28 protein-coding genes are annotated in these 25,058 nt (G+C 41.1%); 24 read left to right on the top strand and 4 right to left on the bottom strand.

The features are described from left to right. Positions 1–17 precede the first annotated feature (17 nt). From AC4HCY_RS17345 to AC4HCY_RS17300, 10 genes are all read left to right on the top strand, one after another. On the top strand, positions 18–1,847 hold the full coding sequence (locus AC4HCY_RS17345) for a YgiQ family radical SAM protein (RefSeq protein WP_442916699.1): 1,830 nt from the start codon (positions 18–20) through the stop codon (positions 1,845–1,847). Between the two features lie 16 nt (positions 1,848–1,863). Continuing rightward, a complete protein-coding gene (gene hutH / locus AC4HCY_RS17340; RefSeq protein WP_323432223.1) occupies positions 1,864–3,390 on the top strand; it encodes a histidine ammonia-lyase in 1,527 nt (508 codons plus the stop codon). Between the two features lie 31 nt (positions 3,391–3,421). After that, positions 3,422–3,667, top strand: coding sequence for a DUF896 domain-containing protein (locus tag AC4HCY_RS17335; RefSeq protein ID WP_323432222.1), 246 nt, complete (start codon positions 3,422–3,424; stop codon positions 3,665–3,667). A 27-nt stretch (positions 3,668–3,694) separates the two neighbouring features. Then, positions 3,695–4,144 (top strand): chemotaxis protein CheW, encoded by a 450-nt coding sequence (locus AC4HCY_RS17330; RefSeq protein WP_323432221.1) that lies wholly within the window; start codon positions 3,695–3,697, stop codon positions 4,142–4,144. A gap of 174 nt (positions 4,145–4,318) precedes the next feature. Continuing rightward, entirely contained in the window at positions 4,319–4,783 is a 465-nt protein-coding gene (locus tag AC4HCY_RS17325) for a hypothetical protein (protein ID WP_491094741.1), read from the top strand. A gap of 183 nt (positions 4,784–4,966) precedes the next feature. Further along, positions 4,967–6,130, top strand: a complete 1,164-nt coding sequence (locus AC4HCY_RS17320) for a sensor histidine kinase (RefSeq protein ID WP_323432219.1) — start codon at positions 4,967–4,969, stop codon at positions 6,128–6,130. Then, the gene (locus tag AC4HCY_RS17315; RefSeq protein ID WP_491094740.1) at positions 6,117–6,761 is read left to right on the top strand and encodes a response regulator; all 645 of its coding nucleotides are present in this window, start codon (positions 6,117–6,119) and stop codon (positions 6,759–6,761) included. Before AC4HCY_RS17320 ends, AC4HCY_RS17315 begins: the two co-directional genes overlap by 14 nt. A gap of 465 nt (positions 6,762–7,226) precedes the next feature. Beyond that, entirely contained in the window at positions 7,227–7,421 is a 195-nt protein-coding gene (locus tag AC4HCY_RS17310; protein WP_491094739.1) for a hypothetical protein, read from the top strand. A gap of 133 nt (positions 7,422–7,554) precedes the next feature. Next, positions 7,555–8,718, top strand: coding sequence for an RNA/DNA-binding domain-containing protein (locus AC4HCY_RS17305; protein ID WP_491094738.1), 1,164 nt, complete (start codon positions 7,555–7,557; stop codon positions 8,716–8,718). A gap of 29 nt (positions 8,719–8,747) precedes the next feature. After that, a complete protein-coding gene (locus tag AC4HCY_RS17300) occupies positions 8,748–10,451 on the top strand; it encodes a tetratricopeptide repeat protein (protein ID WP_323432215.1) in 1,704 nt (567 codons plus the stop codon). Here the strand turns inward: AC4HCY_RS17300 and AC4HCY_RS17295 are convergent, their stop codons facing one another. Further along, complete coding sequence (locus AC4HCY_RS17295) at positions 10,452–11,036, bottom strand: flavin reductase family protein (protein ID WP_491094737.1); 585 nt, start codon at positions 11,034–11,036, stop codon at positions 10,452–10,454. 216 nt (positions 11,037–11,252) lie between these two features. On the opposite strand from AC4HCY_RS17295, the gene AC4HCY_RS17290 reads away from it, so the two are divergent. The 9 genes from AC4HCY_RS17290 (at position 11,253) to AC4HCY_RS17250 (ending at position 15,147) form a co-directional block, all read left to right on the top strand. Next, positions 11,253–11,390 carry a hypothetical protein gene (locus AC4HCY_RS17290; RefSeq protein WP_255227523.1) on the top strand — a complete coding sequence of 46 codons (138 nt, stop codon included), beginning with the start codon at positions 11,253–11,255 and terminating at the stop codon, positions 11,388–11,390. Positions 11,391–11,421: 31 nt separating this feature from the next. Further along, positions 11,422–11,652, top strand: a complete 231-nt coding sequence (locus AC4HCY_RS17285) for a hypothetical protein (protein WP_323432213.1) — start codon at positions 11,422–11,424, stop codon at positions 11,650–11,652. A 45-nt stretch (positions 11,653–11,697) separates the two neighbouring features. Then, complete coding sequence (locus AC4HCY_RS17280) at positions 11,698–11,886, top strand: hypothetical protein (RefSeq protein WP_323432212.1); 189 nt, start codon at positions 11,698–11,700, stop codon at positions 11,884–11,886. Positions 11,887–11,961: 75 nt separating this feature from the next. Continuing rightward, positions 11,962–12,192 carry a hypothetical protein gene (locus tag AC4HCY_RS17275; RefSeq protein WP_323432211.1) on the top strand — a complete coding sequence of 77 codons (231 nt, stop codon included), beginning with the start codon at positions 11,962–11,964 and terminating at the stop codon, positions 12,190–12,192. Positions 12,193–12,228: 36 nt separating this feature from the next. Continuing rightward, on the top strand, positions 12,229–12,447 hold the full coding sequence (locus AC4HCY_RS17270; protein ID WP_323432210.1) for a chorion class high-cysteine HCB protein 13: 219 nt from the start codon (positions 12,229–12,231) through the stop codon (positions 12,445–12,447). Positions 12,448–12,594: 147 nt separating this feature from the next. Beyond that, complete coding sequence (locus tag AC4HCY_RS17265; RefSeq protein WP_323432209.1) at positions 12,595–12,825, top strand: hypothetical protein; 231 nt, start codon at positions 12,595–12,597, stop codon at positions 12,823–12,825. Between the two features lie 24 nt (positions 12,826–12,849). Then, the gene (locus AC4HCY_RS17260; protein ID WP_323432208.1) at positions 12,850–13,473 is read left to right on the top strand and encodes a hypothetical protein; all 624 of its coding nucleotides are present in this window, start codon (positions 12,850–12,852) and stop codon (positions 13,471–13,473) included. Positions 13,474–13,475: 2 nt separating this feature from the next. Beyond that, positions 13,476–13,652, top strand: coding sequence for a hypothetical protein (locus tag AC4HCY_RS17255; RefSeq protein ID WP_323432207.1), 177 nt, complete (start codon positions 13,476–13,478; stop codon positions 13,650–13,652). Positions 13,653–13,815: 163 nt separating this feature from the next. Beyond that, complete coding sequence (locus AC4HCY_RS17250) at positions 13,816–15,147, top strand: hemolysin family protein (RefSeq protein ID WP_323432206.1); 1,332 nt, start codon at positions 13,816–13,818, stop codon at positions 15,145–15,147. Between the two features lie 45 nt (positions 15,148–15,192). Here AC4HCY_RS17250 and AC4HCY_RS17245 read toward each other — a convergent pair whose 3' ends face one another. From AC4HCY_RS17245 to AC4HCY_RS17235, 3 genes are all read right to left on the bottom strand, one after another. Beyond that, positions 15,193–16,638 (bottom strand): phenylacetate--CoA ligase family protein, encoded by a 1,446-nt coding sequence (locus tag AC4HCY_RS17245; RefSeq protein WP_491094736.1) that lies wholly within the window; start codon positions 16,636–16,638, stop codon positions 15,193–15,195. A gap of 471 nt (positions 16,639–17,109) precedes the next feature. Further along, entirely contained in the window at positions 17,110–17,352 is a 243-nt protein-coding gene (locus AC4HCY_RS17240) for a hypothetical protein (RefSeq protein ID WP_323432204.1), read from the bottom strand. A gap of 30 nt (positions 17,353–17,382) precedes the next feature. Beyond that, positions 17,383–19,332, bottom strand: coding sequence for an LTA synthase family protein (locus AC4HCY_RS17235; RefSeq protein WP_491094735.1), 1,950 nt, complete (start codon positions 19,330–19,332; stop codon positions 17,383–17,385). 317 nt (positions 19,333–19,649) lie between these two features. Here AC4HCY_RS17235 and AC4HCY_RS17230 point away from each other — a divergent pair, with 317 nt between their 5' ends. The 5 genes from AC4HCY_RS17230 to AC4HCY_RS17210 are packed head-to-tail and all read left to right on the top strand — an operon-like array spanning position 19,650 to position 25,051. Continuing rightward, on the top strand, positions 19,650–20,621 hold the full coding sequence (locus AC4HCY_RS17230; protein WP_323432202.1) for an ABC transporter ATP-binding protein: 972 nt from the start codon (positions 19,650–19,652) through the stop codon (positions 20,619–20,621). Between the two features lie 7 nt (positions 20,622–20,628). Beyond that, complete coding sequence (locus AC4HCY_RS17225; protein WP_323432201.1) at positions 20,629–21,612, top strand: ABC transporter ATP-binding protein; 984 nt, start codon at positions 20,629–20,631, stop codon at positions 21,610–21,612. 4 nt (positions 21,613–21,616) lie between these two features. Beyond that, on the top strand, positions 21,617–22,579 hold the full coding sequence (locus tag AC4HCY_RS17220) for an ABC transporter permease (RefSeq protein ID WP_323432200.1): 963 nt from the start codon (positions 21,617–21,619) through the stop codon (positions 22,577–22,579). A gap of 4 nt (positions 22,580–22,583) precedes the next feature. After that, positions 22,584–23,426 carry an ABC transporter permease gene (locus tag AC4HCY_RS17215; protein WP_323432199.1) on the top strand — a complete coding sequence of 281 codons (843 nt, stop codon included), beginning with the start codon at positions 22,584–22,586 and terminating at the stop codon, positions 23,424–23,426. Between the two features lie 14 nt (positions 23,427–23,440). Continuing rightward, positions 23,441–25,051, top strand: a complete 1,611-nt coding sequence (locus AC4HCY_RS17210) for an N-acyl-D-amino-acid deacylase family protein (RefSeq protein ID WP_491094733.1) — start codon at positions 23,441–23,443, stop codon at positions 25,049–25,051. The last annotated feature ends 7 nt before the right edge of the window (positions 25,052–25,058 follow it).

Raw genomic sequence — 25,058 nt, 5'->3', positions numbered from 1 at the left:
CCACATCTGAAGGGGATATGAAGGAACGCGGTATAGAACAGCTTGACTTCATTTATATATGCGGCGATGCCTATGTGGACCATCCCAGCTTTGGCCATGCAATAATAACGAGATTATTGGACAGCCTGGGATTTAAGGTTGGCATAATACCGCAGCCTGATTGGAGAGAGAAGGAAAGCTTCATGATATTGGGAAAGCCTAAATACGCTTTCTTAGTCTCCTCAGGAAACATAGATTCTATGGTCAACCATTATACTTCTTTAAAGAGAAGGAGAAGAACAGATCATTACTCGCCCGGCGGAAAGGCAGGAGCCAGACCTGACAGGGCGTTGATAGTATATTGCAACAAGCTGAGGGAGGCTTACAAGGATGTCCCCATAATAATAGGGGGAGTGGAAGCAAGCCTGAGGAGATTTGCTCATTACGACTACTGGGATGATAAAGTTAGGCGATCAATTCTTTTTGATTCCAAAGCAGATCTGCTGATATACGGCATGGGAGAAAAGCCCATACAAGAGATTGCCGAAGCTTTATCCGGAGGTATAGATATAAAGTATATCAATTATATCAATGGCACTGCGTATATCACCAATTCGATGGAAGGACTGAGGGATGCTGTCTTTATCAATAGCTATGAAGAGGTTGCATCCGATAAGAAGAAATATGCCAAGGCTTTTTTGATCCAATCCGGGGAGCAGGATTATGAGACGGGAAAAATAGTCATACAGCCCCATGGAGACAGATATCTGGTGCAGAATCCTCCGGCAAAGCCTTTGGACCAATATGAGCTGGACAGCGTATATGCTTTGCCCTATGCTAGAAACTATCATCCTGTGTATGAAGGCAAAGGGGGAATACCGGCTCTGGAGGAGATAAAATTCAGCATAACCTCTCATAGAGGATGCTATGGAGGCTGTTCCTTCTGCGCTCTCAATTTTCATCAGGGCAGGGTAATACAAAAGAGAAGCCATGAATCCATCCTGGAGGAAGCAAAGCTTATGACGGAAGCTCCGGATTTTAAAGGATATATACATGATGTGGGAGGCCCCACGGCAAATTTCCGGCAGCCAGCCTGCAAAAAGCAGGAGAAGGAAGGCGTATGCAAGGAAAGACAGTGCATGTTCCCTGCTCCCTGCAAGAATCTGATAGTGGATCATAAGGATTACCTGAAGCTTTTGAGAGAGATCAGGGCTCTGCCTGATGTAAAGAAGGTATTTATACGCTCCGGAATAAGATATGATTATGTGCTCCAGGATAAGAGCGATGAATTTCTGAAGGAGCTGTGCAAACATCATGTGAGCGGCCAGCTGAAGGTGGCCCCTGAGCATATATCGGAAAAAGTATTAAAACTTATGGGAAAACCCGGCCAAAAAGTATATGATAGATTTAAGGATAAATATTTTGAAACAAATAGAAAGCTTGGACTGGATCAATATCTGGTTCCTTATCTGATGTCGGGGCATCCGGGCTCAGACTTGAAAGCTGCGGTAGAACTGGCAGAATACGTAAGGGATATGGGCTATAATCCGGAGCAGATACAGGACTTTTATCCAACGCCGGGCAGCTTATCCACGGCTATGTACTATACTGGGCTTGATCCGAGGACCATGGAGAAAGTATATGTGCCGAAGAGCCCGGCTGAGAAGGCCATGCAGAAAGCCTTGATACAATATAGAAATCCTAAGAATTATGATCTGGTTTTTAAAGCTCTTAATCTGGCGAAAAGGGCCGATTTGATCGGTTACGGCAGCCAATGCCTTATAAGGCCAAAGCCTAAAGAGGCTTTTCATAAAGCTGTGAGGGGCAATAAAATAACTAAAAGAAAAACTAAAAATAATTCTAAATAAAAGGAGAAGTGATCTGATGGGACATTTGCGCATAGACGGAGAGCACCTGACCATAAAGGATGTGGTGGATGTTGCAAGAAGTGGTCTTCTTGTAGAACTATCTCAGGAGGCAGTATCCAAGATTAAAAAATCCAGGGAGTATGTAGACGGCCTGGTGGAGAAAGAAGCAGTGGTTTATGGAATCACAACAGGCTTCGGAAAATTCAGCGATACCTATATATCCAAGGAGGATACGAAAGCTCTTCAAAGGAATTTGATAGTAAGCCATGCCTGCTCTATGGGAAATCCTCTTCCCGAGGAAACCGTAAGGGGAGTTATGCTGCTGCGCGCCAATGCATTGGCAAAGGGATTTTCGGGAATAAGGCTGGAAACAGTGAACACATTGCTGGAGATGCTGAATAAAGGTGTCCACCCCATAATACCTGAGAAGGGTTCTTTGGGAGCCAGCGGAGATCTTGCGCCTCTTGCCAATATGGTCCTTGTCATGCTTGGCGAAGGGGAAGCTATATATAAGGGAGAGAGAATGTCCGGCAGAGAAGCCATGTTAAAAGCAGATATAAACACGGTGGAGCTCACCTCAAAGGAAGGCCTGGCATTGATAAACGGAACACCGGTAATGGCTGCCATAGGGGCATTGACTGTATACGATTCATTGAATATAATAAAGACTGCAGATATAATAGCATCTATGACTCTGGAAGCGCTGAAAGGAATAACAGATGCCTTTGACGAAAGGGTGCACAAGGCCAGGGGACAAAGAGGGCAGATGATAACAGCCCAGAATGTATTGAAGATCATAGAAGGAAGCAATCTCACTTCACATCAGGGGGAGCTGCGGGTTCAAGATGCTTATACGCTGAGATGCATCCCTCAGATACATGGCGCAAGCAGAGATGCAATATATTACGCTAAAGATATTATAGCAATAGAGCTGAATGCGGCGACAGACAATCCGCTCATATTCTCTGAAGACGACATGGTTATTTCCGGGGGTAATTTCCACGGACAACCTTTGGCTCTTGCAATGGACTTTTTGGGTATAGCAGTGTCGGAACTGGCCAATGTATCCGAGAGAAGGATAGAGCGTCTTGTCAACCCTCAGCTCAATGATCTACCTGCATTTTTGACTAAAAGAGGGGGCTTGAATTCGGGCTTTATGATAACCCAATATTCAGCCGCTTCAATGGTATCGGAAAACAAGGTGCTGGCTCATCCTGCCAGCGTGGATTCCATACCTTCCTCCGCCAATCAGGAGGATCATGTGAGCATGGGCACCACAGCGGCCAGAAAGGCAAGGCTCATTCTGGACAATGTGGAAAAGGTGCTGGCTATAGAGGCTTTTGCCGCATCACAGGCTATCAGCTTCAGAGAAGGGGCAGTTCTCGGGAAGGGAACAAGAAAGGCCTACGAAGAGATCAGAAAGCATGTCCCACCGGTAGAAAATGATAGAATAATGTATGTGGATATGGATAAATTAGATAAGATGGTGAAATCGGGAGTTTTTGTCAAGGCAGTTGAGGAAGCTCTGGGAGAATTGGCATAATTGAAATAATGAGCATAGATAGGATGGTTTGATGATTACAAAAGAGGATATAGACAGGATAAATTTTCTTGCAAAGAAATCAAAGGATGCCGGACTGACCGAGGAAGAGAAGGCCGAGCAGCAAAGGCTGAGAAGAAAATATATAGACTGGGTAAAGTCCCAGGTCAAGGCTCAACTGGATACCATAGAAATTACGGACTCGCAGCCGGATTGCGGCTGCGAAGGACATGAGCACAAGCATAAACATGGTCATGGATGCAATTGCCATAAAAATTAAAATAAGATAGTATTGGAGGAGAGATTATTGGCTGAGATTCAATTTGTAGTATTTAAACTGGGCAAAGAAGAGTATGGCGTAGACATTATGCAGGTTAAAGAAATCGTAACCTATAAGGATCCTGTAAAGGTACCTAACACTCCTAACTTCATTGAAGGAATAATAAATCTGAGAAGTGAAATCATACCCATAGTCAATTTGAAAAAAAGATTCAATATCCCAGGGGAAGCCTTGAATGAAGATACCAGGATAATTGTCATGAACATTGAGTCCAAGCAGGTAGGGTTTATTGTGGATGACGCATCCGAAGTGACTACAATAAATGAAGAAAACATAGAAACGGCTCCTGATATTATTGCCGGTATAGAAAGGAAATACATAACAGGAATAGGAAAGATAAAGGACAGGATTCTCATTCTTCTTGATTTAGACAAGCTGTTCAGTGCTAAAGAAAAGGAATCCCTGGAAGCAGTATAGATTATACAAGATGTGCAAAGTAATGCGGCTTTTGCCGCATTACTTTATTTGATAGCGATAGAAAAAGTAATATATCCGATTATGTAGACAAAAAGTTATGAAAATAGGCCAAGAAGCGGCAAAATTCATAGATGCGGCATAGTATAATTATCTCATCAAATCTAAAGAGGTGGGATGATGAGAAGAAGCGTACTATATTCGGCGGTCTCAATATCATTGATATTAATATTGTTTATCAGCTTTGCCGCATCCGGTGATTCTACAGATTTTGAATCTCTATGCGAGGAGCTGCTTATGAGAAGGTCTCAAGCCTGGAATAAAATTCTGGAAGAGGATTATGATTATGATGCTTTTCATTGCGATATGAATTCCGTTGCTTCAGGAAAGCTGCTGGAAGAAGACCTGGAGACTTTTGCTTACCTCAAGGAATATCCTACTGATATGGAGCCGGTGATCTCCCTTGACTTTCAGAATGCGAAGATAGAAAAATACGGAAGCAATGTCCTCCTTGAAGGAGAGATAATATGGGATCTGGAAGGGCAGGAAGGAATTGAGGTCATAGAAGGATGCTACAGGGTCGAGATGCAAAAACAAAATGGCAGCTGGTATCTTTCATATTTCCAATCTATTGAATACTGAATGAAGTCTCGTTCAAAAAGCGGCGTGGAGCCGCTTTTTTAGTTCTTAAGACTCATATGGTGAGCATTAATTCCTGTTAAAGCGACATATAGCAACAATGCACTTACAAGTTAGGAGAAATAATAGTATAATATACAATGATATGATAGATTTTGTCATCTGAGGAAAGTCTCAGAAAAGGGGATGTTAATTATTGATAAGCTGACTAAAATTATACAAAATACTCTCGAGGCAATAGAAAAAAGCCAGAATCAGATATATGAGATAGCCGAAGAGTCAAGAAATCAATATAAGATGATCGAAAATGAGCTTAACCAGGTAAAAATAAAGACTGAAGAAATAATATTACAGGTAGATAAGCTGACTAAACTGGAAAAGGATATCAGATACAGGCTCATGATTGTTAATAAAAACTTCAAAGATTTTGATGAAGAAGATATAAAGGAAGTCTATGAAAAGGCAAAGGATCTGCAGCTCCAGCTGATGGTGAAAAAAAATGATGAGCAAATCCTGGTAAACCGCCGGACAGAACTGGAATTAAGGCTCAGGTCAGCAAGAGAAACTCTGAAGAAGGCAGAAAAGCTGATATCTCAAATCGGGGTCGTATTAGGATATTTAAGCGGAGACTTAAAAAATATTCATGTACAGCTTGAAGATTTCAAGGAAAAGCAATATCTTGGAATAAAGGTAATTCAGGCCCAGGAAGAGGAAAGATACAGATTGTCCAGAGAGATACATGACGGTCCTGCGCAGATACTTGCCAATTTGGTTCTAAAATCTGAATTGTGTGAGAAGCTTATAGATATTGACAGAAATAAAGCCAAGGAAGAATTGCGTGGACTTAGGACGGTTATGCGCTCCAGCCTTAAAGATGTGAGAAAGATAATCTATGATTTAAGACCCATGTCTTTGGATGACCTTGGTTTGATACCTACCGTAGAGAGGCTTGTAACTCAGCATAATGAGGAATCTGAAATATTTGCTGAATTCAAGTTTTTCGGAGACCGGGTAAAGCTGCTTCCTGTGATTGAGCTTGCAGCTTTCAGGATTGTTCAGGAAGCATTGAACAATATTAAAAAACATTCAAAAGCCACAAGGGCATCGGTTAAGATCGAGCTGACAAAGAAGAACATAAATATTGTGATCAGTGACAATGGAGTAGGTTTTAGCAGAGATTCTATAAAGAGGGCCGACGAGAATAGCGGGTATGGTTTGATGAGCATGGAGGAGCGGGTTTTGCTTCTCAATGGCAAATTTGAGCTTAATGCTTCACCGGGGAACGGCACAAAAATATTAATTACTATACCTATTGATGTTTATGGGGAGGTACAATATGAAAAAGATTAGAATACTGATAGCTGATGATCATTCTCTGGTTAGAGAAGGTCTGAAACAAATTCTGGAGCTGGAGGAGGACTTTGAGGTCATAGGACAAGCTTCAAACGGTCTGGAGACTCTGGAAAGGATTAAGGAGCTTAATCCTGATGTTCTGCTCCTCGATATCAATATGCCTGTAATGGGAGGAATACCTACATTAAAAAAAATTAAAGAGGAAAATATTGATATCAAAACCGTTGTGTTAACCATACATGAAGGAAGAGAATATCTGCTGGAAACTTTAGAATTGGGTGCATTGGGATATGTGCTTAAAGACTCGGATTCCGTATCCCTGACAAAAGCTATCAAAGATGCTTATGCAGGAGAATCATACATACAGCCCAAGCTTGCTGCAGAACTGGTCCGTGAATTCAACAGCACAAAAACCTACAGAAGCAGCACCGAAAATGAACTAACGCGAAGGGAATATGAGGTCTTATCCCTTATAGCCGATGGTATGAACAACAAGGATATAGCAGACAAGCTGTTTATCAGCGAAAAAACCGTAAAAAACCATGTATCAAGCATATTTAGAAAAATAAATGTTAATGACAGGACTAAAGCTGCCATATACGCATATAAAAACAATATAAAGTGGTAAAAGGCAGGCCCTGTAATAATATTGTAATAATTGACTTATGAAAAAGATATTGCTAAGGAATAAATTTCATGTTATAGTATAAACATGTTAAATATAATTTTAATGGATTATTTGAAAGGAGGCAAAAACATGATTAGAACAGAACGATTTTTAACAAATGCGGAATACAACTTCATATTTTTGCCTGCGAAGAAATTATAACCGCTATAGATGTCTTTATAGTATTATTATGGATTTAAGTCGCAGGCTGTATGGTCTGTGACTTTAATTATTTATCCGGCGGTTTGATTGCTGCTTATTATTGTATTGATTGCATTTAAGGTCATGGAACTCCATGATCTTTTTTTGTGCTCAAAAAATGGGAGGGGATGACATGGATGATTATTATCACATGCAATGGGAGAAGAAGCAAATTTTAAAATCAAAAAAATTTATGGAAAATTGTTTATTAAGAAAAGGGGTTTTATGATGAGTTTAATCAATGAGTTATATATAAGCCATTCTCAGTTTAAAGACGAAAAGGCAATAAAGGATTCGCCGCTTTCAATAGAGAAGGATAATTGGATGGCAATATATGAGAGTATTGAGAAGATCCTTGATGGGAAACCTTCAAGCAATATGGATTTAGACATACATCTTATGATGAACAGGCTTATATGATCACAAAATACAGCGGTAGCGACGACTACCGCTGTATTTTATTTAAATTTAGATAATAATACATATGGCACTATGTTATTTATTTTCATTATGGTAAACTAAAATTAGAATTTGCAAAATGGGGGTGCGTTACATGAATAAGCAAAGACTCTCGGCACTTCTGGATAAGAATGAATCAACCAAGCTGGATTTTAAAGAAATGCTGTCAATTAAAACCGAATGGGAAAAAAAAGAGCTGGCTAAGGATGTATCCGCCATTGCAAATTCAAAGGGAGGAAGAGGATATATCATATTTGGCATAGAGGATAAAACTAAGAGGGTGGTCGGCATAGAAGAGATGCCCCATCTGGAAGAGCAGATTCAGCAAATAATCAGCCAAAGATGCGATCCTCCTATCATGATAAGATTTGATATGATGAGCTATGATGAAAAAGCAATAGGAGTTCTTACTATATACAAAAGCAGCCAAAAACCTCATCAGATACTCCAGAATGGCTCTTTTTATCTCAGAAGAGGATCGACTACAGACATAGCTCGAAGAGAAGAAATTGCAGGCATGCTCCAGGATTCAGGGCTTTTGCAGTACGAGACAACAGCTTTGAATAATGTACATGTAGATCAGCTTGATTCAAACATTTTGATGGAGTATCTTGCTAATTCCGGCTTAAAAATAGAGTATGAAAAGATTGACAACATATATCCTTTATTAGAGGGATTAGGTATACTTTGCAGGGAGGAGGATCTGGATAAATTTCATCCCACTATAGGAGGGATGCTCGTATTCGGCTATAAACCCCAGCAATTTCTTCCTCATGCAGGAATAAAGGTAATAGATGGAAAGACAAGGACGGCACGATACTTTGAAGGGGATATAACTTCTATGCTGAACCATGTGGAGGAATACCTTGAAAATCTCATAAAAAAGCCGGATTATCCTATGGCAGCCCTATTTGAGGCAGTTGCCAATGCGGTGGTTCATAGAGATTACTTCAGCTATGGAAGAGAGATTATAATATATATTGCAAGCGGTCATATTGAAGTCAGCAATCCGGGGGCATTATGCCATCTGGATGGGGTCCAGTCACTGTTGAATGAAAATAACCCCTATAGACGGAACAATTGGCTTTATCATAGACTGCTGGTTCTGGACGAGAAAAAAAGATTTTTAAAGACAGGTTCAGGTCTAAAAAGGATAAAGAATTCCTTTTCAGATCATGGAAGGGTAAAATTTATAAACAACGAAAAAAGAAATTTATTTAAAATCATATTACCGGGAGGATTCAAAACTTTGTATTAAAATCCCGAAAGGCGTTTGGGTGGTGTATTATGAGAGAAAAAAAAGTCGTACCTTTTGAAAGGGAAGCGGATTTTTACTTTGACTTAAGCTTTAAGTATTTGCAGAACGGCAGATTGAAAACCGCTTTAAGATATATTGAAAAAGCAGTAAATATAAAACCTGACGACAGCTACATGCAGTTCAACTATGCCGGCCTTTTGGCTGAACTTGGTCATATAGAACATTCTTCCAGTGTGCTTCTGAATATAGTAAATAACTTGGATCCATGCTATGATGAATGCTATTTCGGGTTGGGCTGCAATTTTCTTCAGATCCAAAAGATTAAAAAGGCATTGGGATACTTTGAGAAATACTTAAGCCTTGCTCCTTATGGAGAATTTGCAGAAGAAGCGGAGCATCTGGTGGAAATGCTTACAATGATCATAGATGCTAATAATAACCTTGACGATGAGGAACTGGAGAAGATATACAAAATAGAAGAGGATGCAATAAAGTTCATGGAAAGAAGAGATTACGAAAAGGCTCTGAAGAACCTTGAAGAAGTGGTCTCAAAACTTCCTAACGCAGTCCCTGCGAAGAATAATCTATCCTTGACAAATTACTACTTAGGCAAGATAGATATAGCAATAGCCATGGCAAAAGAAGTGCTTGCATATGAGCAAGGCAACGTTCATGCAAACTGCAATCTTGCAATATATTATAACAAGCTTGGAATAAGCAGCTTGCTGGAAAGACAGATACGCATCATCAAAAAGCTGTATCCGGAAAATGAGGATTATGCATATAAGATCGCTGACACATTGGGCTGCCTTAACAGGTATAAAGAAGCTTATGATGCATACAAAAGGCTCCTCAGGATAAACGGAGAAAACCCGAAATATGTCCATCTAACTGCAGTAGCCGCATTTAACTGCAGAAAGTTTAAAGAAGCGGCAGCACTATGGGAAAGGCTTCAAGAAACCGATAAAGAGAATTTTCTTGGAGATTATTATTTCAATATAGCTGTTGAAACCCAAGAAGGCATTAGGGAATTCAAATACATGCCCTATCTTTATCAGCTCCCTAAAGAGGAAGTAGGAAGAAGAATAGATATAATATATGAATTCTTATCTTTAAGGGAAGGCGAAGCAAAAGCGCGGTTAGCTGGTGACGAGCATATCAAGGACATCATATATTTTGTCATAAGCTTTGATAAGATTGTGCTGAGGAAGATGGTCTTCAATAAAATAAGAAAAGAAAATATAATCGAGCTTGAAGAAGTGATCAGAAAATATATTCTTAGGCCGGATATCGATAAGAACATAAAGATAGAAGCTGCTTTTCTGCTCAACAAGATAGGCGCGAAAGAGCCCTATTATGTGCTTATGGATGGGGAGATAAAGGAGATAACCATTGAGCCTGATGGGCTGCTTGAAGATGAGTGGAAAAAGGAATGGGAAGAAGTAAAGAATAAAACGCTGAAGATGATGAAAAGCTGCTATAAGACACCTTATAAGAAAATAGTGGAAGATATCTGGTATGATTTCATAAAATCATCATATCCGGAAGTCCCTAGTATAGGGAAGATAGAGATATGGGCAGCCGCTTTGGAATTTGCATATTGTAGATTTACTTGTAAGGAAGTGACTCAGCGGCAGCTGGCTGATAAATATAAGGTATCAAAAAGCTCCATAAGCGAGAAATCCAGGATCATATTCAGCTATATAGAAAACAAATTCAGGGAAAGAGAATAACTATCCTCTTTCCCTCTTTATTTTTTGTTTCTTTCTTATGGAATATCCGAAAAAGCCCAGGGTTTCATCCAGACTCCAATACTCTCCATGATTGTAGCATATCAGATCTGCTTTTGATAAATGTATTTTTTGTTTCTCGTCCATGAGCCATTCATCTACCGAAACTCCTACAATGTCAGAAATGAACATATGGTGAGAGCCCAGCGGTATAATGTCTTTTACCTTGCATTCCAAGCTCAACGGGGCCTCTCCTATGGAAGGGGATGTTACCAAATTGGACTTTTCAGGAGTCAAGCTCAAATATTCAAATTTATTTACCTCTCTCCCTGATTTAACCCCGCAGAAGTCCAATGCTTTACAAAGCTTCTTATTGGGCAGGTTGACTACAAAATCACCAGTATTTTTTATCATTTCAAAGGAATGCCTTTCAGGGCGCACTGAAATATAAAGCATGGGGGGATCCGAACAAATTATGCCCGTCCAGGCTATCGTAATTATATTGTTATCCCCGTTATGCGAGCATGAAACCATTACCGCAGGAACCGGGTAAAGCATGGTTCCCGGCTTCAATTGAATTTTAGACATATATGATCATCCTTTTCTACTTTTATTAATGATTGGCTTGCTGCAGCACAAACAGTTGCCTAATGAAATGATAAAGCAATAGGCTGAAAAATTCAACCAAAGCCTGACCAAAAAAAGTTTAGAAATATTAAGTCATGCTGTAACAAAAAAAGGACCTGCACATAGTATAGAAGTGGGAAGAGAGAGAACAACCCTTTGGATGGGAGGAGGTTATATATGAACAATATATTCTTGTTATTGCTGGTGCTCATCATACTTCTGGCCAGCGGCTGCAAAAACAGCAATTTCATATTTATTATAGCTCTTGCCATCCTTGCCCTGGGTGCTCAAGATAAGCTCAAATTCCTGATATAATGATTAAAAAATATAAAAAGGAGGTGTAAATATGGGTTTATGCGGTAATGTTGCAGGTGCTGGCTGCGGACCTGTTGCTCCTATTGTAGAAGAAAAGTGCTGCTGCCCCGGTGAGAATTCCTTCTTGCTTTTGCTGCTTCTCTTTATACTCCTTGCATCTTGTGTTACACGAGGCATCACTAATAACTTCTTCTTCATTATAATACTTGCAATAATAGCCTTTGGAGGCTTTGGAAGAACCTTCTTCGGAGAATTCTTTTAGTATCAAATAAAGCCGCTTCAGCTTTATCAGGAAGGAGGTGCTTTAATGTCAGGTAATTTTGATAATGTATTAGGAGCGTTTGATTCAAACTCTTTCTTGCTGCTGCTGCTTTTGTTTATTCTCTTGGCATCTTGTGTAACAAAAGGAGTTGAGAAAAACTTCTTCTTTATCATAATACTTGCAGTAATAGCCTTTGGAGGCTTTGGAAGAACTTTCTTCGGAACAGGCCTATAAGCACAAAAGATCCCAGGCTTAGCCTGGGTCTAAGATACAACAATTTCTTATATTCAGAATAAAGGAGGTGTAGATATGGGTTTATGCGGTAATGTTGCAGGTATAGGGACTGGCTGCGGGCCTGTTGCAGGGATAGCAGACTTCTGCAAACCAGGCGAATTCTCCTTCTTGCTGCTGCTTGTGCTCTTCATATTATTGGCTTCCTGCATTACAAGAGGCAGGGATAGCAATTTCTTCTTTATCATAATACTTGCAGTAATTGCTTTCGGAGGGTTTGGAAGAACTTTCTTTGGAGTAGGAATTTAACAGAAGGTTAATTTAAGCCCATAAGGAGGTGCTTATATGGGCATAGCATCACAAGAATGCTGCGAGCCGACGGGGGGCCTGTTCGGTTCTAACTGGATTTGGATAATACTCCTGATACTCTTTTTCTGCGGAGGCTTCGGCGGCTCAGGATGCGGAGGCGGCATATTAGGCGGCAATTTCCTGGGTAACAATGGAATATGGATAATACTGATTATACTGTTTTTCTTCTGCTTCTGCGGCAAAAGAATATTTTAAGATTAAGCCCGGCTTGAACCGGGCTTAAAACTTCTAAGGAAAAGCTGTAACCAAAATAAGCTTAGGGAATAAAATAGAAGTGAGAATAGATTAGAACCTGTTTAGTGTCTGCTAAAGAGGTTCTTATATCCCGAGGAGGGTTTTGGTATGGGTTTTTTTGATGAAATATTGGATAAAGACATTATATGGATACTGCTTTTGCTGTTTTTGGTGTGTATATTGCCCCAAAGATGCTCCGAACCTATCGTGAAAAACAAAGGCTTAAAGGAAGAAAGCGACCAATGCGGTAAAGAAGATATAGAGTGCGGCAAATATAGCAAAGATATAATTTATAGGAAAGCAAAAAGCCAAAAAGAGCGCAGGAGGCTCGTATACTAAAATAAGACTTTTGGAGGTAGTTGCATGGCTTATGGTAGAAACAATAACAGGTATGATGAAAGAGATATTGAATCTATAAAGGAGAAAATATCTGAACAGATGCCTGGGGTGGATTTAAACAATATTGATCAGCAGCAAATGAAAAGAATGGTTATGGACCAGATAAACAATAATCCAAACATAAATATAAGCCAAGATGTAAAGGATAAAATAAACAGAGGGGATATTGAAGGTCTTAAAAAGGAATTGATTCAGTATTTAGATAATCAAAACAGTCAGGACGGTTCAAGCCAGAGGCTGAGCAATATGCTCAAAAGTAATGACTTTGATGGCTTAAAAGATGAATTAATGGGAATGCTCATAAAAGGTATGAGCAATCAAAAAAAAAATGAGGTAAATGACGGCGAAGATAAAAGGGCGGAGAATACGGCTTATCAAAATCCTTTGACAGCTTTATTCGATGAAACCCTTTTAAACAATATTATGGAAAAATTCTTCGATGGAAATAAAAACGATAAAAGGATAGTTTTCTTAAACTCGATAAAACCATTTGTATCCGATAAGAGGCAAAAAGCCCTGGACGATTGTGTAAAGGCTATGAATGTGATTGCGATGATGGAAAGATTGGGTTTTAAGGCAGGGAGATAAAATTGGATATAATAAAAGTTGTGAATTTTGTATCAGCCAACTTTACTTTTGAAGATTTGTTTTTTCTTGGTATATTGCTTGTCCTTTTTCTGGAGCGAAAATGTGATAAGATTTTTATAGGCCTGTTGATATTTGTTTTTATATCCGGCTTGAGACAAGAACTATTATCTTTTAGATAAGGGCTCTTGTCTAAATTTTGCTTGCAAGATATCAGCAATATGCAGGAGTAAAGGGACAATACCATAGTCTAGATTGCATAATTCAGGAAAATATTGACTTGGTATATGCTAAGATAAATAGTATAATATTATACAAAATACTTTATTAGGGGGAATTTTTTTAATGGACGGGGACCTGTGGTCGCAAATGTTTGTAATCTTATTACTGATAGGGATTAACGCATTCTTTGCCGCTTCCGAAATGGCAATAGTATCTATCAGGCAATCGAAACTGAAGCCTCTCATAGAAGAGGGAAACAAAGCCGCCAAAATTGTAGATAATTTTATTGAAGAACCGAGCAAGCTGCTTGCTACCATTCAAGTAGGAATCACTTTTGCAGGCTTCTTTGCCAGCGCGCTGAGTGCTAAGACTCTTGCTGTATATTTGGCTGAAGTACTAAAAAAATCGAACCTGGCAATTATATCTACATATGCAGATTCTTTTTCCTTTATATTTATAACCATGCTCATGGCATACATAACTTTAGTTCTGGGAGAGCTGGTACCTAAGAGGATGGCTCTGCAGTGGTCCGATAAGGTTGCCCTTGCCGTAGCGAAGCCAATTTTGTTCCTTTCTAAGATTGCTTTTCCTATAGTCAAGCTTTTGACCTTCTCCACAAACTTCATAGTCAAGATGTTTGGAGGTTCCGCAGAAAATAATTCAAGCCAAATTACCGAAGAAGAAATACGTCTTATGATAAATGTAGGAGAAGAGAGAGGGATCATCAGAGAAACAGAGACGGAAATGATCAACAGCATCTTTGAATTTGACGACACAGTGGTTAAGGAAGTAATGACACCCAGAACAGATATAGCGGCTATCAATATAAACGCTTCCCTTGAGGAAATTATGGAAGTGATTGTTGAAGAGCATTTCTCCCGTATACCTGTATATGAAGATACAATAGATAATATAGTGGGATTGTTATATGTTAAAGATTTATTCGGCATGATGAAGTATGGAAAAGAATTTAAAGTTTCTTTAAAAGATATTATCAGGCCCGCCTACTTTGTGCCCGAGTATAAAAAGATAGATGAGCTTTTTAAAGAGATGCAGAAATCCAAGACCCATATAGCCATTGTAATAGATGAATATGGCGGTACAGCCGGGCTTATTACTATAGAAGATTTGCTGGAAGAAATCGTAGGAAACATCTTCGATGAATATGATGATGTGGTGCTGGAGTATGAACAGCTTGATGATAATACATATTTGATCAACGGTATGCTCAGCATTGATGAGGTCAATGACATAATGCATACTGAGCTTCCAGAGGATGAGCTGGAGTTTGACACTATAAGCGGTATGGTTTTGAGCCTTTCGGGTAAAATGCCCGAGGTGGGGGACGAAGTTGAGTTTGACGGAGTGCAATTCCGCATTGAAGAAGTGGATGATAAGAGGATAACTAAGATAAAGGTAAAAAAACAATCTGAAGAAACAAAAGAAGAGGAATAAAAGTAAAGGGAGTTCATGTTTTTCATAACATGAACTCCTTTGGTTCTATACGGTTTTATACCTCAAATCCGTAACCCTGCTGATCTTGCCCTGGCTTCTTGGAAGGGTTTTTGGCGGCAGCAGTTCTATTTCTGCTGCGATACCGGTTATATCCATGATATTTCTTTTTAGATTATCTGCTGCTATCGCACCATCATTGCAGGAAAGCTCCGTTTCTACTTGGACCAAAAGCTCATCAAGCTTGCCTTTCTTGCTTAACACGATATTATAATGGGGAAGTAATTTAGGCATGCTCATTATCACGCTTTCGATCTGGGAAGGAAAGACATTGACCCCTTTGATGATAAGCATATCATCACTTCTGCCGGTTACCCTGTCCATCCTCACGTTTAGGCTGCCGCAGCCGCAGCGCTCACGGTAAAGGGTAGTGATATCCTTTGTTCTATAGCGGAGCAAGGGCATGGCCTCTTTTGCAATTGATGTAAGCACCAGCTCGCCGGTTTGGCCATAATCTAAGGCCGCTCCTGTTTCCGGATCTATTATTTCGGCTATATAATGCTCCTCGTTTATATGGAGCCCCTGGCGCTGGCTGCATTCACAGCCTACTCCAGGACCTATGATTTCGCTTAAGCCGTATATATCATATGCCTTTATGCCGTAAGCTTTTTCAATCTCCTGCCTCATCTCTTCAGTCCAAGGCTCTGCTCCTAATATTCCTATCCTTATGGGAAGCTTGTGAAAATCAATGCCTCGATCTTTTCCGGCTTCCGCAAGATGTAATGCATATGAGGGAGTACAGGCCAAAACAGTGGTGCCAAAATCCTGCATGAGCTGCAGCTGCTTTGCTGTATTGCCGGTAGATATGGGCACCACAGTAGCACCTAATTTTTCTGCTCCATAATGCAATCCCAGACCACCCGTAAAAAGTCCGTATCCATAAGCTACTTGCACCGTGTCTTCTTTTGTTACACCGATAGCTTCAAGCTCCTGGGCGATCATTTCAGCCCATCTGTCGATATCACCGGAGGTATATCCGACTACGGTGGGCTTGCCGGTAGTGCCTGAGGAGGCATGGATCCTGGCCAGTTTTTCTTTAGGCACTGCAAACAATCCGAATGGGTAGTTGCACCTCAGATCCTCTTTGGTTGTGAAAGGGAGCTTCTCTGTATCTCTTATTGACTGAATGTCATCAACTTCTATATCTTTAAGAAGCCTGCTATAATAGGGCACTTTGCTTTTCAGCAAGGCAACGGTCTCCCTTAGCTTCTCCGCTTGTTTTTTCTCAAGTTCTTCTCTTGCTTCATCATCTTCACTTTTTTTACATTCCGGTGATTCTGCCAGCACAACGGATCGTATTGCCATGCAACTCAGGCAGTTATCGCAAAGGCCGTTTTTATATTTCTGGCAGCGTATGCTCGCTTTTTCCTCTGCTGTTGATTTTGCTGATAACTTGCTTTCATCACTTGTTTTCTTTCCGTGATTCATTTTCATATATGATGCACCTCCAAAAAAATATCAGCCGCTTTCCTTTGGGGCGAAAGCGACTGTACTCCGCGGTACCACCCAATTTGACATTGTTGTCCTCTTTTGAAGTGCCGGAATATCTCCTGATATATGCTACAAAAATAAAAAGCCTTCCATCCCCAAAGGGATGAAAAGCAATTTTCATCATACCACCCTTTGTCTAATAAATAGACTGCAGCCTCAATGAGTACGGGAAATATCCGATACCCCTTCCCAAAATAACGCCGGGAAATTGCGGCCTACCCTAATAAAGCTTTCAGGCGGCTTCTCCGGAGCGAACTTCAATCGGTCATATCCTAAAGCTGCTTTCAATCTAAGGCAGCTTCTCCCTGAAGAATTGTTACCAATCTACTTTGAACCATCATCGAATTTAATATTTAAAATGATATCACATACGAAAATATATTTCAATATAATATTTCATTTTTTATTGGGCTGTTAAAGAGTGCTATTATAATTTCTTAAATTTTGTCCGAAATATTTCAACACTGCTTCGTATTCTATTTTGCCTTCCATATTTCTTATCATTATTATATCCACGACCTGTGCTTCTTTGTTCAATTTTGCCAGTATATCCTCACGGCTTATCCCGGGCATTACTATTTCTCCCTCATAGGGATATACTATCTCAAAGGTGCTTGCCAATCCGTGAGATTCCAAAATCAACTTAATTTTTTTCATGAAGCTCCTCCTTAAAAATATAATCGGCGCTTATTTATTTGACACATATTTATAGTAGTTGGTTTCAAGTATCCTTGCGGAATAAAAAAATTTTGCGTTTACTGTTTCGGAGATTGCTTTTATATAGTCCTCATCAACCTTTGCTCCTTGCTTTTGGATGAAAACTCTGCTCTCTGCGTTATAGGAGCCTTTATCGGTTATGAAGCTTTTATTGTTGAATAGGACCAGAGGTTCGGAGTCTGAGAATATATCCCTTCCCATGAGGAGCCTTGAGTCGTACTCCAATCCCATAAGGTTGGAAAGCGTGGGGAGGATGTCGAGGCTTGAGCAGGGCTTATCGACAACGACCGGCTTCATACCTTTTGTATACAGGATAAAGTTGTTCTTAAAGAGTTCAAAGTTTTTTTCTATAGGATGACCGGCCAGTTCTTCCAGCTCATCGCTCTCAAGTCCATAAGGATAATGATCAGAGCTTAAAGCTATGAGAGTTCTATCCGCTATGCCCGCCTCTTCAAGCTTGTTCAGCAAATATTCCAATGCCCGGTCCAGCTCTATTTGACAAGCTATATATGCTTTGCAGGGTTCCGAATAGGGCAGGCCCTGCACATATTTTTTGTTTTTTGAAGCCATAGCGTTTCCTGCAAAGGAGTATCTCATATGCCCGCTGACTGTCATATAGTAGATATGAAAGGGCTCTTTGCCGATATATTCCGGTATTGTTTTTTCCATCATTTCCAGGTCTGATTCAGGCCAGGTCTTTTCTACTTCCAGCCCACTCCCCAATCCTTTATAGGCATAGCCCATATTCGGATAGGACACATCTCTCCTATAGTAGGTATAGGTATTGTTGTGATAAGCCAGGGTTTTGTAGCCCAGATTCTTTAACTGATTGCCCAATACGAAGGGCATTGATATCTTGCCGGATTTATAAAAGCTCCAAACGCCGGTTTTAGGGATCAGGCTCGTATATGCCACATACTCGCCGTCTGAAGTGCTTACTCCCCATATAGGCGTGTAGAAGCCTGTGAAATTATAGCCTTCATTGACCAATTTGTACAGGGTGGGAGTGACGTCCCGGCGCACTGCATAAGGAGAAAAGCTCTCGGCTGTGATCAATATGAGGTTGTATCCCTTGTACTTTCCGGTATATTCATTTTTTGAGGAGGGCTCCGCCTTCCGGAAATACTGATGTATACTTTTTATTGTTTCATTTTTTTCAGCTGAGATCAATTGAGAAAAATCTATGTCCATGATGTTGTATTCAATCTTCTTCTCTTTCGGAACATCGGCAGTTTTTGGGGGCACTGCTTGCGGGCTGCGGGGGGATTCTGCTAATGCAGGAGACCGGCCCCAAAATAGCCTTTGCACATCCAGCCTCATAGAGGTGACCAGCCCGAGCTTTTTCACTGACAGGACCGGATAGCTGCTTTCAAAATATAGATCATAAGCGGAATATTGTCCTCTCCCTGCTGCGTAAATAAAAGCAAGCCCCGTTAGGTGAAATAAGAGGATGCAGCAAGCTAAAAATATTCCGTATCGCCTGTCGGGTCTTTTTATTGATGGCAGCTTCTTTCTCAATAACACTGATGATATGAGAGGGAGAAACAGCAATATAATCCAAACAAGATTTTTGGCTATGCTGGCTATTATATCCCTCCACAGCTCAAATATCTGCCCGGCGTTTGCGGCTGAATACAAGGTGTAAAATGTTTTGAAGGTCTTGTAATACAGCAGCTGTGAGGAGAAAATAAATGCCGATAAGCCAAGGGTGATATGACATAAAATATGATTTGTCTTCTCTTTAAAGAAGGAGCAGGGAATATATAAAACAATTGAAAAGGGTATTGAAAATATTAAAGAGAGTATGGAACCGGAAGCAAATAGGCTTCCGGTGACAGATAACCTCAATATGCTTTCCATATAGAACATTGAGAGAATAAAATAAAGTATAAAGTGCGGAATTTTTATATTTCTTATCATCTACATGATCCCCCTATATAACAATTATATAACAACACAGCACCATAAATAAAAAATATTTATGACGTTTCTGAACTTTTTTGTTTTATTGAGATATATTGAGATATTAACGAGCATCTTAAAACAACTTAATATAACCCAAATAATTTCTAAAAGATATTCAGCCGAATTCAAATTATTCCACCCATATACAATAATTGAATTTTTCCTTCCATTGCGAACATTTAAACAAAAAAATCAAGAATTTTAAGTTGGCATGCATCTTGCTTATAAATATAGACTATTAATAATTATGTCTTGGTTGGAGGGTGCAGCGGATGACAAAACTGCTTGAATTCAAGGATTACAGCATGGGCTTTAAAGACGACAATGGAAACGTATACAATTTATTGGATAAAGTTACATTCTGCATAGAGGAAGGAAAAGCCCTGGGCGTGGTGGGCGAATCCGGATGCGGCAAGAGTATGACGAGCTTGTCCATAATGAGATTGCTGCCGTCTAACATAGTCTTACAGGGCGGCGAGATCATCTATAAAGGAGAGGATTTGCTGAAAAAGCCGGAGGCGGATATGCAAAGAGTAAGGGGTAAAGACATATCCATGGTCTTCCAGGAGCCTATGACATCATTGAATCCGGTTTTAACAGTAGGATTCCAGATAGGCGAGGTCTTGAGGAAGCATTATCCTGATATGAATAAGGAACAAATAAGGAAAAAGGTGATAGAACAATTGGAGCTGGTAGGCATACCAAGTCCCGAGAAGAGACTGGATCAATATCCCCATGAGTTTTCAGGAGGCATGCGGCAGAGAGTGATGATAGCTATGGCAGTAGTATGCCGGCCTAATCTGCTGATCGCGGATGAGCCCACCACCGCCCTTGATGTCACCATTCAAGCCCAGGTGCTGGATTTGATGCAAAAGCTGAAGGAAAAGGGCTCGCTGATGCTTATAACTCATAACTTAGGAATAGTCTCAGAAATATGTGATGAGGTAGTAGTAATGTATGCCGGCAGGGTAGTTGAAAAGGGAAGCGTGGAAGAAATATTTGAAAATCCATGCCATCCATATACAAGAGGCCTTATGGCTGCAATACCATCCCTGTCCGTTGAGCAGGAGGAGCTGTATTCAATACCTGGTACAGTGCCTATAGCTAAAAACTTTGCAGTAGGATGCAGATTTGCAGATAGGTGCAGTGAATGTGCGGAAGGCTGCAAATACAGCGTTCCTCCTATTAGAGAGGTGAGTCCCAACCATTATGTGCAATGCTGGTTGGACTTTGAAGGGAGGTAATGGTTTTATGGAGGATAAAATATTAGAGGTCAAGGATCTGACCAAGTACTTTGATGTATATAACGGGCTATTTGGAAAAAAGAAATATGTCCATGCAGTAGAAAATGTCAGCTTTGATCTATATAAATCAGAAACCCTGGGAATTGTAGGAGAATCGGGCTCCGGAAAATCAACATTGGGGAGGGTTTTGCTGAAGCTTATAAAGCACACTTCGGGCAAAGTCGTATACAGGGGCAAGGACATAATGAGCCTGAGGTCCGGGGATTTCGGAGCATTGAGGAGAGAACTGCAGATGGTATTCCAGGATCCCTATGCTTCCTTAAACCCAAGGATCAAAATAGGAGATGCCATTGCAGAGCCTTTGGCAGCTAATCGGATTGTCTCAAGCTATGGTGAGGCACGCAAAAAGGTATATGAGCTATTGGAGCTGGTGGGGCTTCAGGCTGAATTGTACGAGCGTTATCCCTATGAATTCTCGGGAGGGCAGAGGCAGCGCATCAGCATCGCAAGAGCTTTGGCTCTGGAACCCCAGATATTGGTATGCGATGAGGCGGTATCGGCCCTTGATGTCTCCGTTCAAGCCCAAATATTGAATCTTTTTAACAGCTTAAAGAAGCAATTGGATTTGACATATTTGTTTATCAGCCATGATCTGTCTGTAGTGAAGCATATAAGCGACAGGATAATGGTGATGTATCTGGGAGAAATTATGGAATTAGCTCCTACGGATAAAATATTCGAGAGAACTCTTCACCCTTATACTGAGGCATTGATATCTGCCATACCTGAACCAAAGTCAAAGGAGAAGAGGAAGAGGATAATATTGGAAGGCGATATACCAAGCCCTATCGATCCTCCCATGGGCTGCAGATTTGAAAGCAGATGCTTTAAGGCTATGGAGATGTGCAGGACTGTGCATCCGCAGATGACAGAGGTACAGCCTAAGCATTTTGTTCGCTGTCATCTATATTCAGAAGGGAAGGAGGATTGATAAGGTGCTTAAATATATGTTTAGAAGAGGACTAAAGGGACTGCTGACAATATTTGTATCCATAACGATCACATTTTTCATCATCAGGCTTATGCCGGCTGACCCTGTAACCTTGCTGGTGGACCCAAAGATGGGGCCTGAGGTGCAGAAGGCTATGATGGAGCAATTCGGCCTGGACAAGCCGCTGGGTGAGCAATATGCGATTTTCATAAAGCAGGCTGCTATGGGAAACCTCGGTGTATCCTTTAAGACCAGAGAACCCGTTACGGAGGTCATAATGCAGAAGCTGCCTTGGACATTGCTGCTGCTGGTCATCACTGTAACCCTTTCGCTGCTGGTCGGCATACCCATAGGAATGCTGTCAGCCAAGAAAAGGAACCAGGCCTTTGATAAGCTGGTGAATGTTTTGGTTGTGGTAGGGATTTCGATATTTATACCATTTTTATCTTTTGCGTTTCTGTATATATTTGCATATTATCTGAAGCTTTTCCCGACAGGCGGTGCTTATACACCCCCTCCTGGAAAGGGACTGGATTATGTTTTGGATGTGGCAAGACATGCTGTGCTGCCGGCTCTGACTTTGTTTATCAATAATGTGGCCACAATCATACTCTATACGCGAAACAGCATGATAGATGTTCTTAAGGAGGATTATATCCGTACAGCTTTTTCAAAGGGATGGAATGATAAATATGTAATACGCACTCATGCGCTTAAAAATGCTCTCATTCCCACCATCACCGTGACAGGGCTGGTCATAGGTTCAATGGTAGGCGGAGCGGTGATGACTGAAACCGTATATGCATGGCCCGGCATAGGGAGGCTTATTTATGAATCTGTAAGCGCTATGGACTATCCGGTGCTTCAGGGAGCATTTCTCATTTTAGCTGTAGCAGTAGTGCTCATGAACATAATCACAGACTTAGTAGTGGCCTGGTTGGATCCGCGCATTAAATTAGGAGGTTAAATCAATGCAGAGCAGAACATTTTTCCAAGCATTTGTCAGAAAAAAACTGGCCGTAATCGGGCTTATAGGCGTACTGATTATCTTTTTTATGGGATTTGCAGCCCCTTATATCGCACCATATCCCACCGGCTACGGTACGGAGATTATGGAACCTCCTTCATTGACACATTGGTTCGGCACAGATGGTTTGGGCCTTGATGTATTTGCAGAGGTTGTATGGGGAGCACGGACTTCGCTCTATGTGTCGATAATGGCTGTGGCTGTGGCAGCAATCATAGGAATTCCCGCCGGACTGATATCCGGGTACAAAAAAGGCATCACAGGCTCAATCATCGACGGAATAATCGATATATTCCTTACCCTTCCGGTTTTGCCTCTTATGATAGTTATAGCCGCCATAGTAGGATCTTCCATAACCAATGTGGCTGTGGTTATAGGACTGTTCGCATGGCCATCTTTGGCACGGGTAGCCCGAAATTCAACCATGAAGGTATCGGAAATGCAATTTATAGAGGCTGCAAGATGTGTAGGAATATCATCAAAAACGATACTGTTCAAGCATATTCTTCTGAATATTGCGGGACCTGTTTTAGTAAACCTTACTTTGGTCATGGCGACGGCCGTATTATCCGAGTCGGGCTTAAGCTTTTTGGGGCTGGGAGATCCTACGACCTGGTCCTGGGGCACGATCCTGAAGAAAGCCTGGGATGCAGGCGCCGTAATAGATACGCCGAATCCATGGTGGTGGTGGTTTTTTACAAGCTTCTTCATCATGATTTATGTAATTTGTTTCAATTTATTGGGCAGCGGCATCAATGAGGCGCTGAATCCCAAAGCAAGAGATTAAGGAGGTATTGGTATATGCATGATTTGATAATTCGCAATGGCTGTATAGTGGATGGCACAGGTGCAAAGGGATTTTTAGGAGATATAGCCATAGATGGGGATAGAATAAGCAGCGTCGATACAGCGATAGATGAAAAAGGTTTAAAGGAAATTGATGCTTCCGGTAAAATTGTGATCCCCGGCTTCATCGACCCTCATGTCCATGAAGAGTGGATATGCATGATAGACGGCACTTATGAATTGTTTTTGCGCCAGGGCGTTACTACTGTGGTAAATGGCAACTGCGGACATTCCATAGCTCCGGGGCCTGTGGACAACGTAATAGATTATTACTGGGGAAACGGCTTGATGAGCACCAAGCAGAGGGATGAATACAAAAAAAGATTCCCTCAATGGAATGATTATGCAGGATATAAAAAGGCAGTGGAGGACAAAGGCACCAACATAAACTTTGCAACCCTGCTGGGCCATGGAACAATCCGATGGTCGATCATGGAAGGTGCTTGCGACAGGCCGCCTACGCCGGAAGAAGCGGAAAAGATCGAAGGCATAATACGCCGCAACATGGAGCAGGGAGCCTGGGGAATATCCTTTGGGCTTGACTATGTGCCCAGCAGGTATGCGGATATGGATGAACTGGTCACTGTGGCAAAGCTTGTCGAGGAGTACGACGGAATAGCCGCTGCACATCTCAGGCATTCCATAGGGATAAAGGAAGCCACCGACGAATTTATCGAGGTGGGAAGGAGATCAGGCGTAAAGCTGCAAGTTTCTCATCTCAAGCCTACATGTCCTGAAGCCTTTGATTCGGTTGCCAAAGCTGCGGAGTCAGGCTTGAAAATTTTAGCGGATACCATACCCAGAAGCACCGGACATTGCACCGGCAAGGCAAGGCTTATCCAGTTTATTATGGCTCTATCTGATGAGCTGTTTGCAGGAGGACCCGAGGGAGTAAAGAAAGCCCTTCTGACTAAAGAAGGCAGAGCAATAGTGAAAAAGGATGCATATATTTTTGCCGGAGATAAATCTGATAAGTTTATTATTTTGTCTGAAGACCCTCACCTAGAAGGAAGGTCAGTTAAAGATATTGCCCGGGAAAAGGGGATTGATGCAGACGAATGCATGCTGGATTTGATCGGCGATGACAATAACTATGTTTTCTGGCTGGGAGGTCCCTCAAGAGAAGATTTTCCCGAGACAGGGCACATGGATTCCATTGTGTCGAATCCCTATGTATGCGTCGGCACCGATGAAATACTGGGAGATGTGGAAGATCCTTTTGATTGGTATGAGCTCCAGCGAAGAGGCGGCTTCCCCATATTCATGCAGATGTATCTTTCTAAGGGCGTGGCTGTGGAGGAGATTGTAAGAAGGAACACCTCCATGGTTGCAAGGCATTTTGGAATTGAGCAAAGAGGAGAACTGAAAAAGGGCAGCTTTGCTGATATAGCAGTTATTGATCTTGAAAATTACAGATTCCCGTCTCCGAAGGAGATTGATTATAGAAAGCCCCTGACTATGGCAGATGGCGTTGATACGGTAATAGTCAACGGAAAAATAACCCTTGAAAAGGGGCAATTGAAGTCAGCATATTCAGGAAAGGTTCTAAATAGGGATACAAAGTAAAGGGAGG

The sequence above is a fragment of the Lutispora sp. QWL-02 genome (assembly GCF_058315355.1).
Note: the sequence above shows the minus strand (reverse complement) of the source record. Positions and strands in the feature narration are given on the sequence as shown.

Excerpts from the sequence above, each read along its gene's own strand:
- AC4HCY_RS17245 (WP_491094736.1), bottom strand. The coding sequence starts at position 16,638 with ATGAAAATGAATCACGGAAAGAAAACAAGTGATGAAAGCAAGTTATCA.
- AC4HCY_RS17210 (WP_491094733.1), top strand. The coding sequence starts at position 23,441 with ATGCATGATTTGATAATTCGCAATGGCTGTATAGTGGATGGCACAGGT.
- AC4HCY_RS17320 (WP_323432219.1), top strand. The coding sequence starts at position 4,967 with ATGTTAATTATTGATAAGCTGACTAAAATTATACAAAATACTCTCGAG.
- AC4HCY_RS17275 (WP_323432211.1), top strand. The coding sequence starts at position 11,962 with ATGGGTTTATGCGGTAATGTTGCAGGTATAGGGACTGGCTGCGGGCCT.
- AC4HCY_RS17325 (WP_491094741.1), top strand. The coding sequence starts at position 4,319 with ATGATGAGAAGAAGCGTACTATATTCGGCGGTCTCAATATCATTGATA.
- AC4HCY_RS17235 (WP_491094735.1), bottom strand. The coding sequence starts at position 19,332 with ATGATAAGAAATATAAAAATTCCGCACTTTATACTTTATTTTATTCTC.
- AC4HCY_RS17250 (WP_323432206.1), top strand. The coding sequence starts at position 13,816 with ATGGACGGGGACCTGTGGTCGCAAATGTTTGTAATCTTATTACTGATA.
- hutH (WP_323432223.1), top strand. The coding sequence starts at position 1,864 with ATGGGACATTTGCGCATAGACGGAGAGCACCTGACCATAAAGGATGTG.
- AC4HCY_RS17290 (WP_255227523.1), top strand. The coding sequence starts at position 11,253 with ATGAACAATATATTCTTGTTATTGCTGGTGCTCATCATACTTCTGGCC.
- AC4HCY_RS17300 (WP_323432215.1), top strand. The coding sequence starts at position 8,748 with ATGAGAGAAAAAAAAGTCGTACCTTTTGAAAGGGAAGCGGATTTTTAC.
- AC4HCY_RS17225 (WP_323432201.1), top strand. The coding sequence starts at position 20,629 with ATGGAGGATAAAATATTAGAGGTCAAGGATCTGACCAAGTACTTTGAT.
- AC4HCY_RS17345 (WP_442916699.1), top strand. The coding sequence starts at position 18 with ATGAAGGAACGCGGTATAGAACAGCTTGACTTCATTTATATATGCGGC.
- AC4HCY_RS17260 (WP_323432208.1), top strand. The coding sequence starts at position 12,850 with ATGGCTTATGGTAGAAACAATAACAGGTATGATGAAAGAGATATTGAA.
- AC4HCY_RS17295 (WP_491094737.1), bottom strand. The coding sequence starts at position 11,036 with ATGTCTAAAATTCAATTGAAGCCGGGAACCATGCTTTACCCGGTTCCT.
- AC4HCY_RS17265 (WP_323432209.1), top strand. The coding sequence starts at position 12,595 with ATGGGTTTTTTTGATGAAATATTGGATAAAGACATTATATGGATACTG.
- AC4HCY_RS17215 (WP_323432199.1), top strand. The coding sequence starts at position 22,584 with ATGCAGAGCAGAACATTTTTCCAAGCATTTGTCAGAAAAAAACTGGCC.
- AC4HCY_RS17240 (WP_323432204.1), bottom strand. The coding sequence starts at position 17,352 with ATGAAAAAAATTAAGTTGATTTTGGAATCTCACGGATTGGCAAGCACC.
- AC4HCY_RS17280 (WP_323432212.1), top strand. The coding sequence starts at position 11,698 with ATGTCAGGTAATTTTGATAATGTATTAGGAGCGTTTGATTCAAACTCT.
- AC4HCY_RS17285 (WP_323432213.1), top strand. The coding sequence starts at position 11,422 with ATGGGTTTATGCGGTAATGTTGCAGGTGCTGGCTGCGGACCTGTTGCT.
- AC4HCY_RS17270 (WP_323432210.1), top strand. The coding sequence starts at position 12,229 with ATGGGCATAGCATCACAAGAATGCTGCGAGCCGACGGGGGGCCTGTTC.
- AC4HCY_RS17305 (WP_491094738.1), top strand. The coding sequence starts at position 7,555 with ATGAATAAGCAAAGACTCTCGGCACTTCTGGATAAGAATGAATCAACC.
- AC4HCY_RS17315 (WP_491094740.1), top strand. The coding sequence starts at position 6,117 with ATGAAAAAGATTAGAATACTGATAGCTGATGATCATTCTCTGGTTAGA.
- AC4HCY_RS17310 (WP_491094739.1), top strand. The coding sequence starts at position 7,227 with ATGATGAGTTTAATCAATGAGTTATATATAAGCCATTCTCAGTTTAAA.
- AC4HCY_RS17335 (WP_323432222.1), top strand. The coding sequence starts at position 3,422 with ATGATTACAAAAGAGGATATAGACAGGATAAATTTTCTTGCAAAGAAA.
- AC4HCY_RS17230 (WP_323432202.1), top strand. The coding sequence starts at position 19,650 with ATGACAAAACTGCTTGAATTCAAGGATTACAGCATGGGCTTTAAAGAC.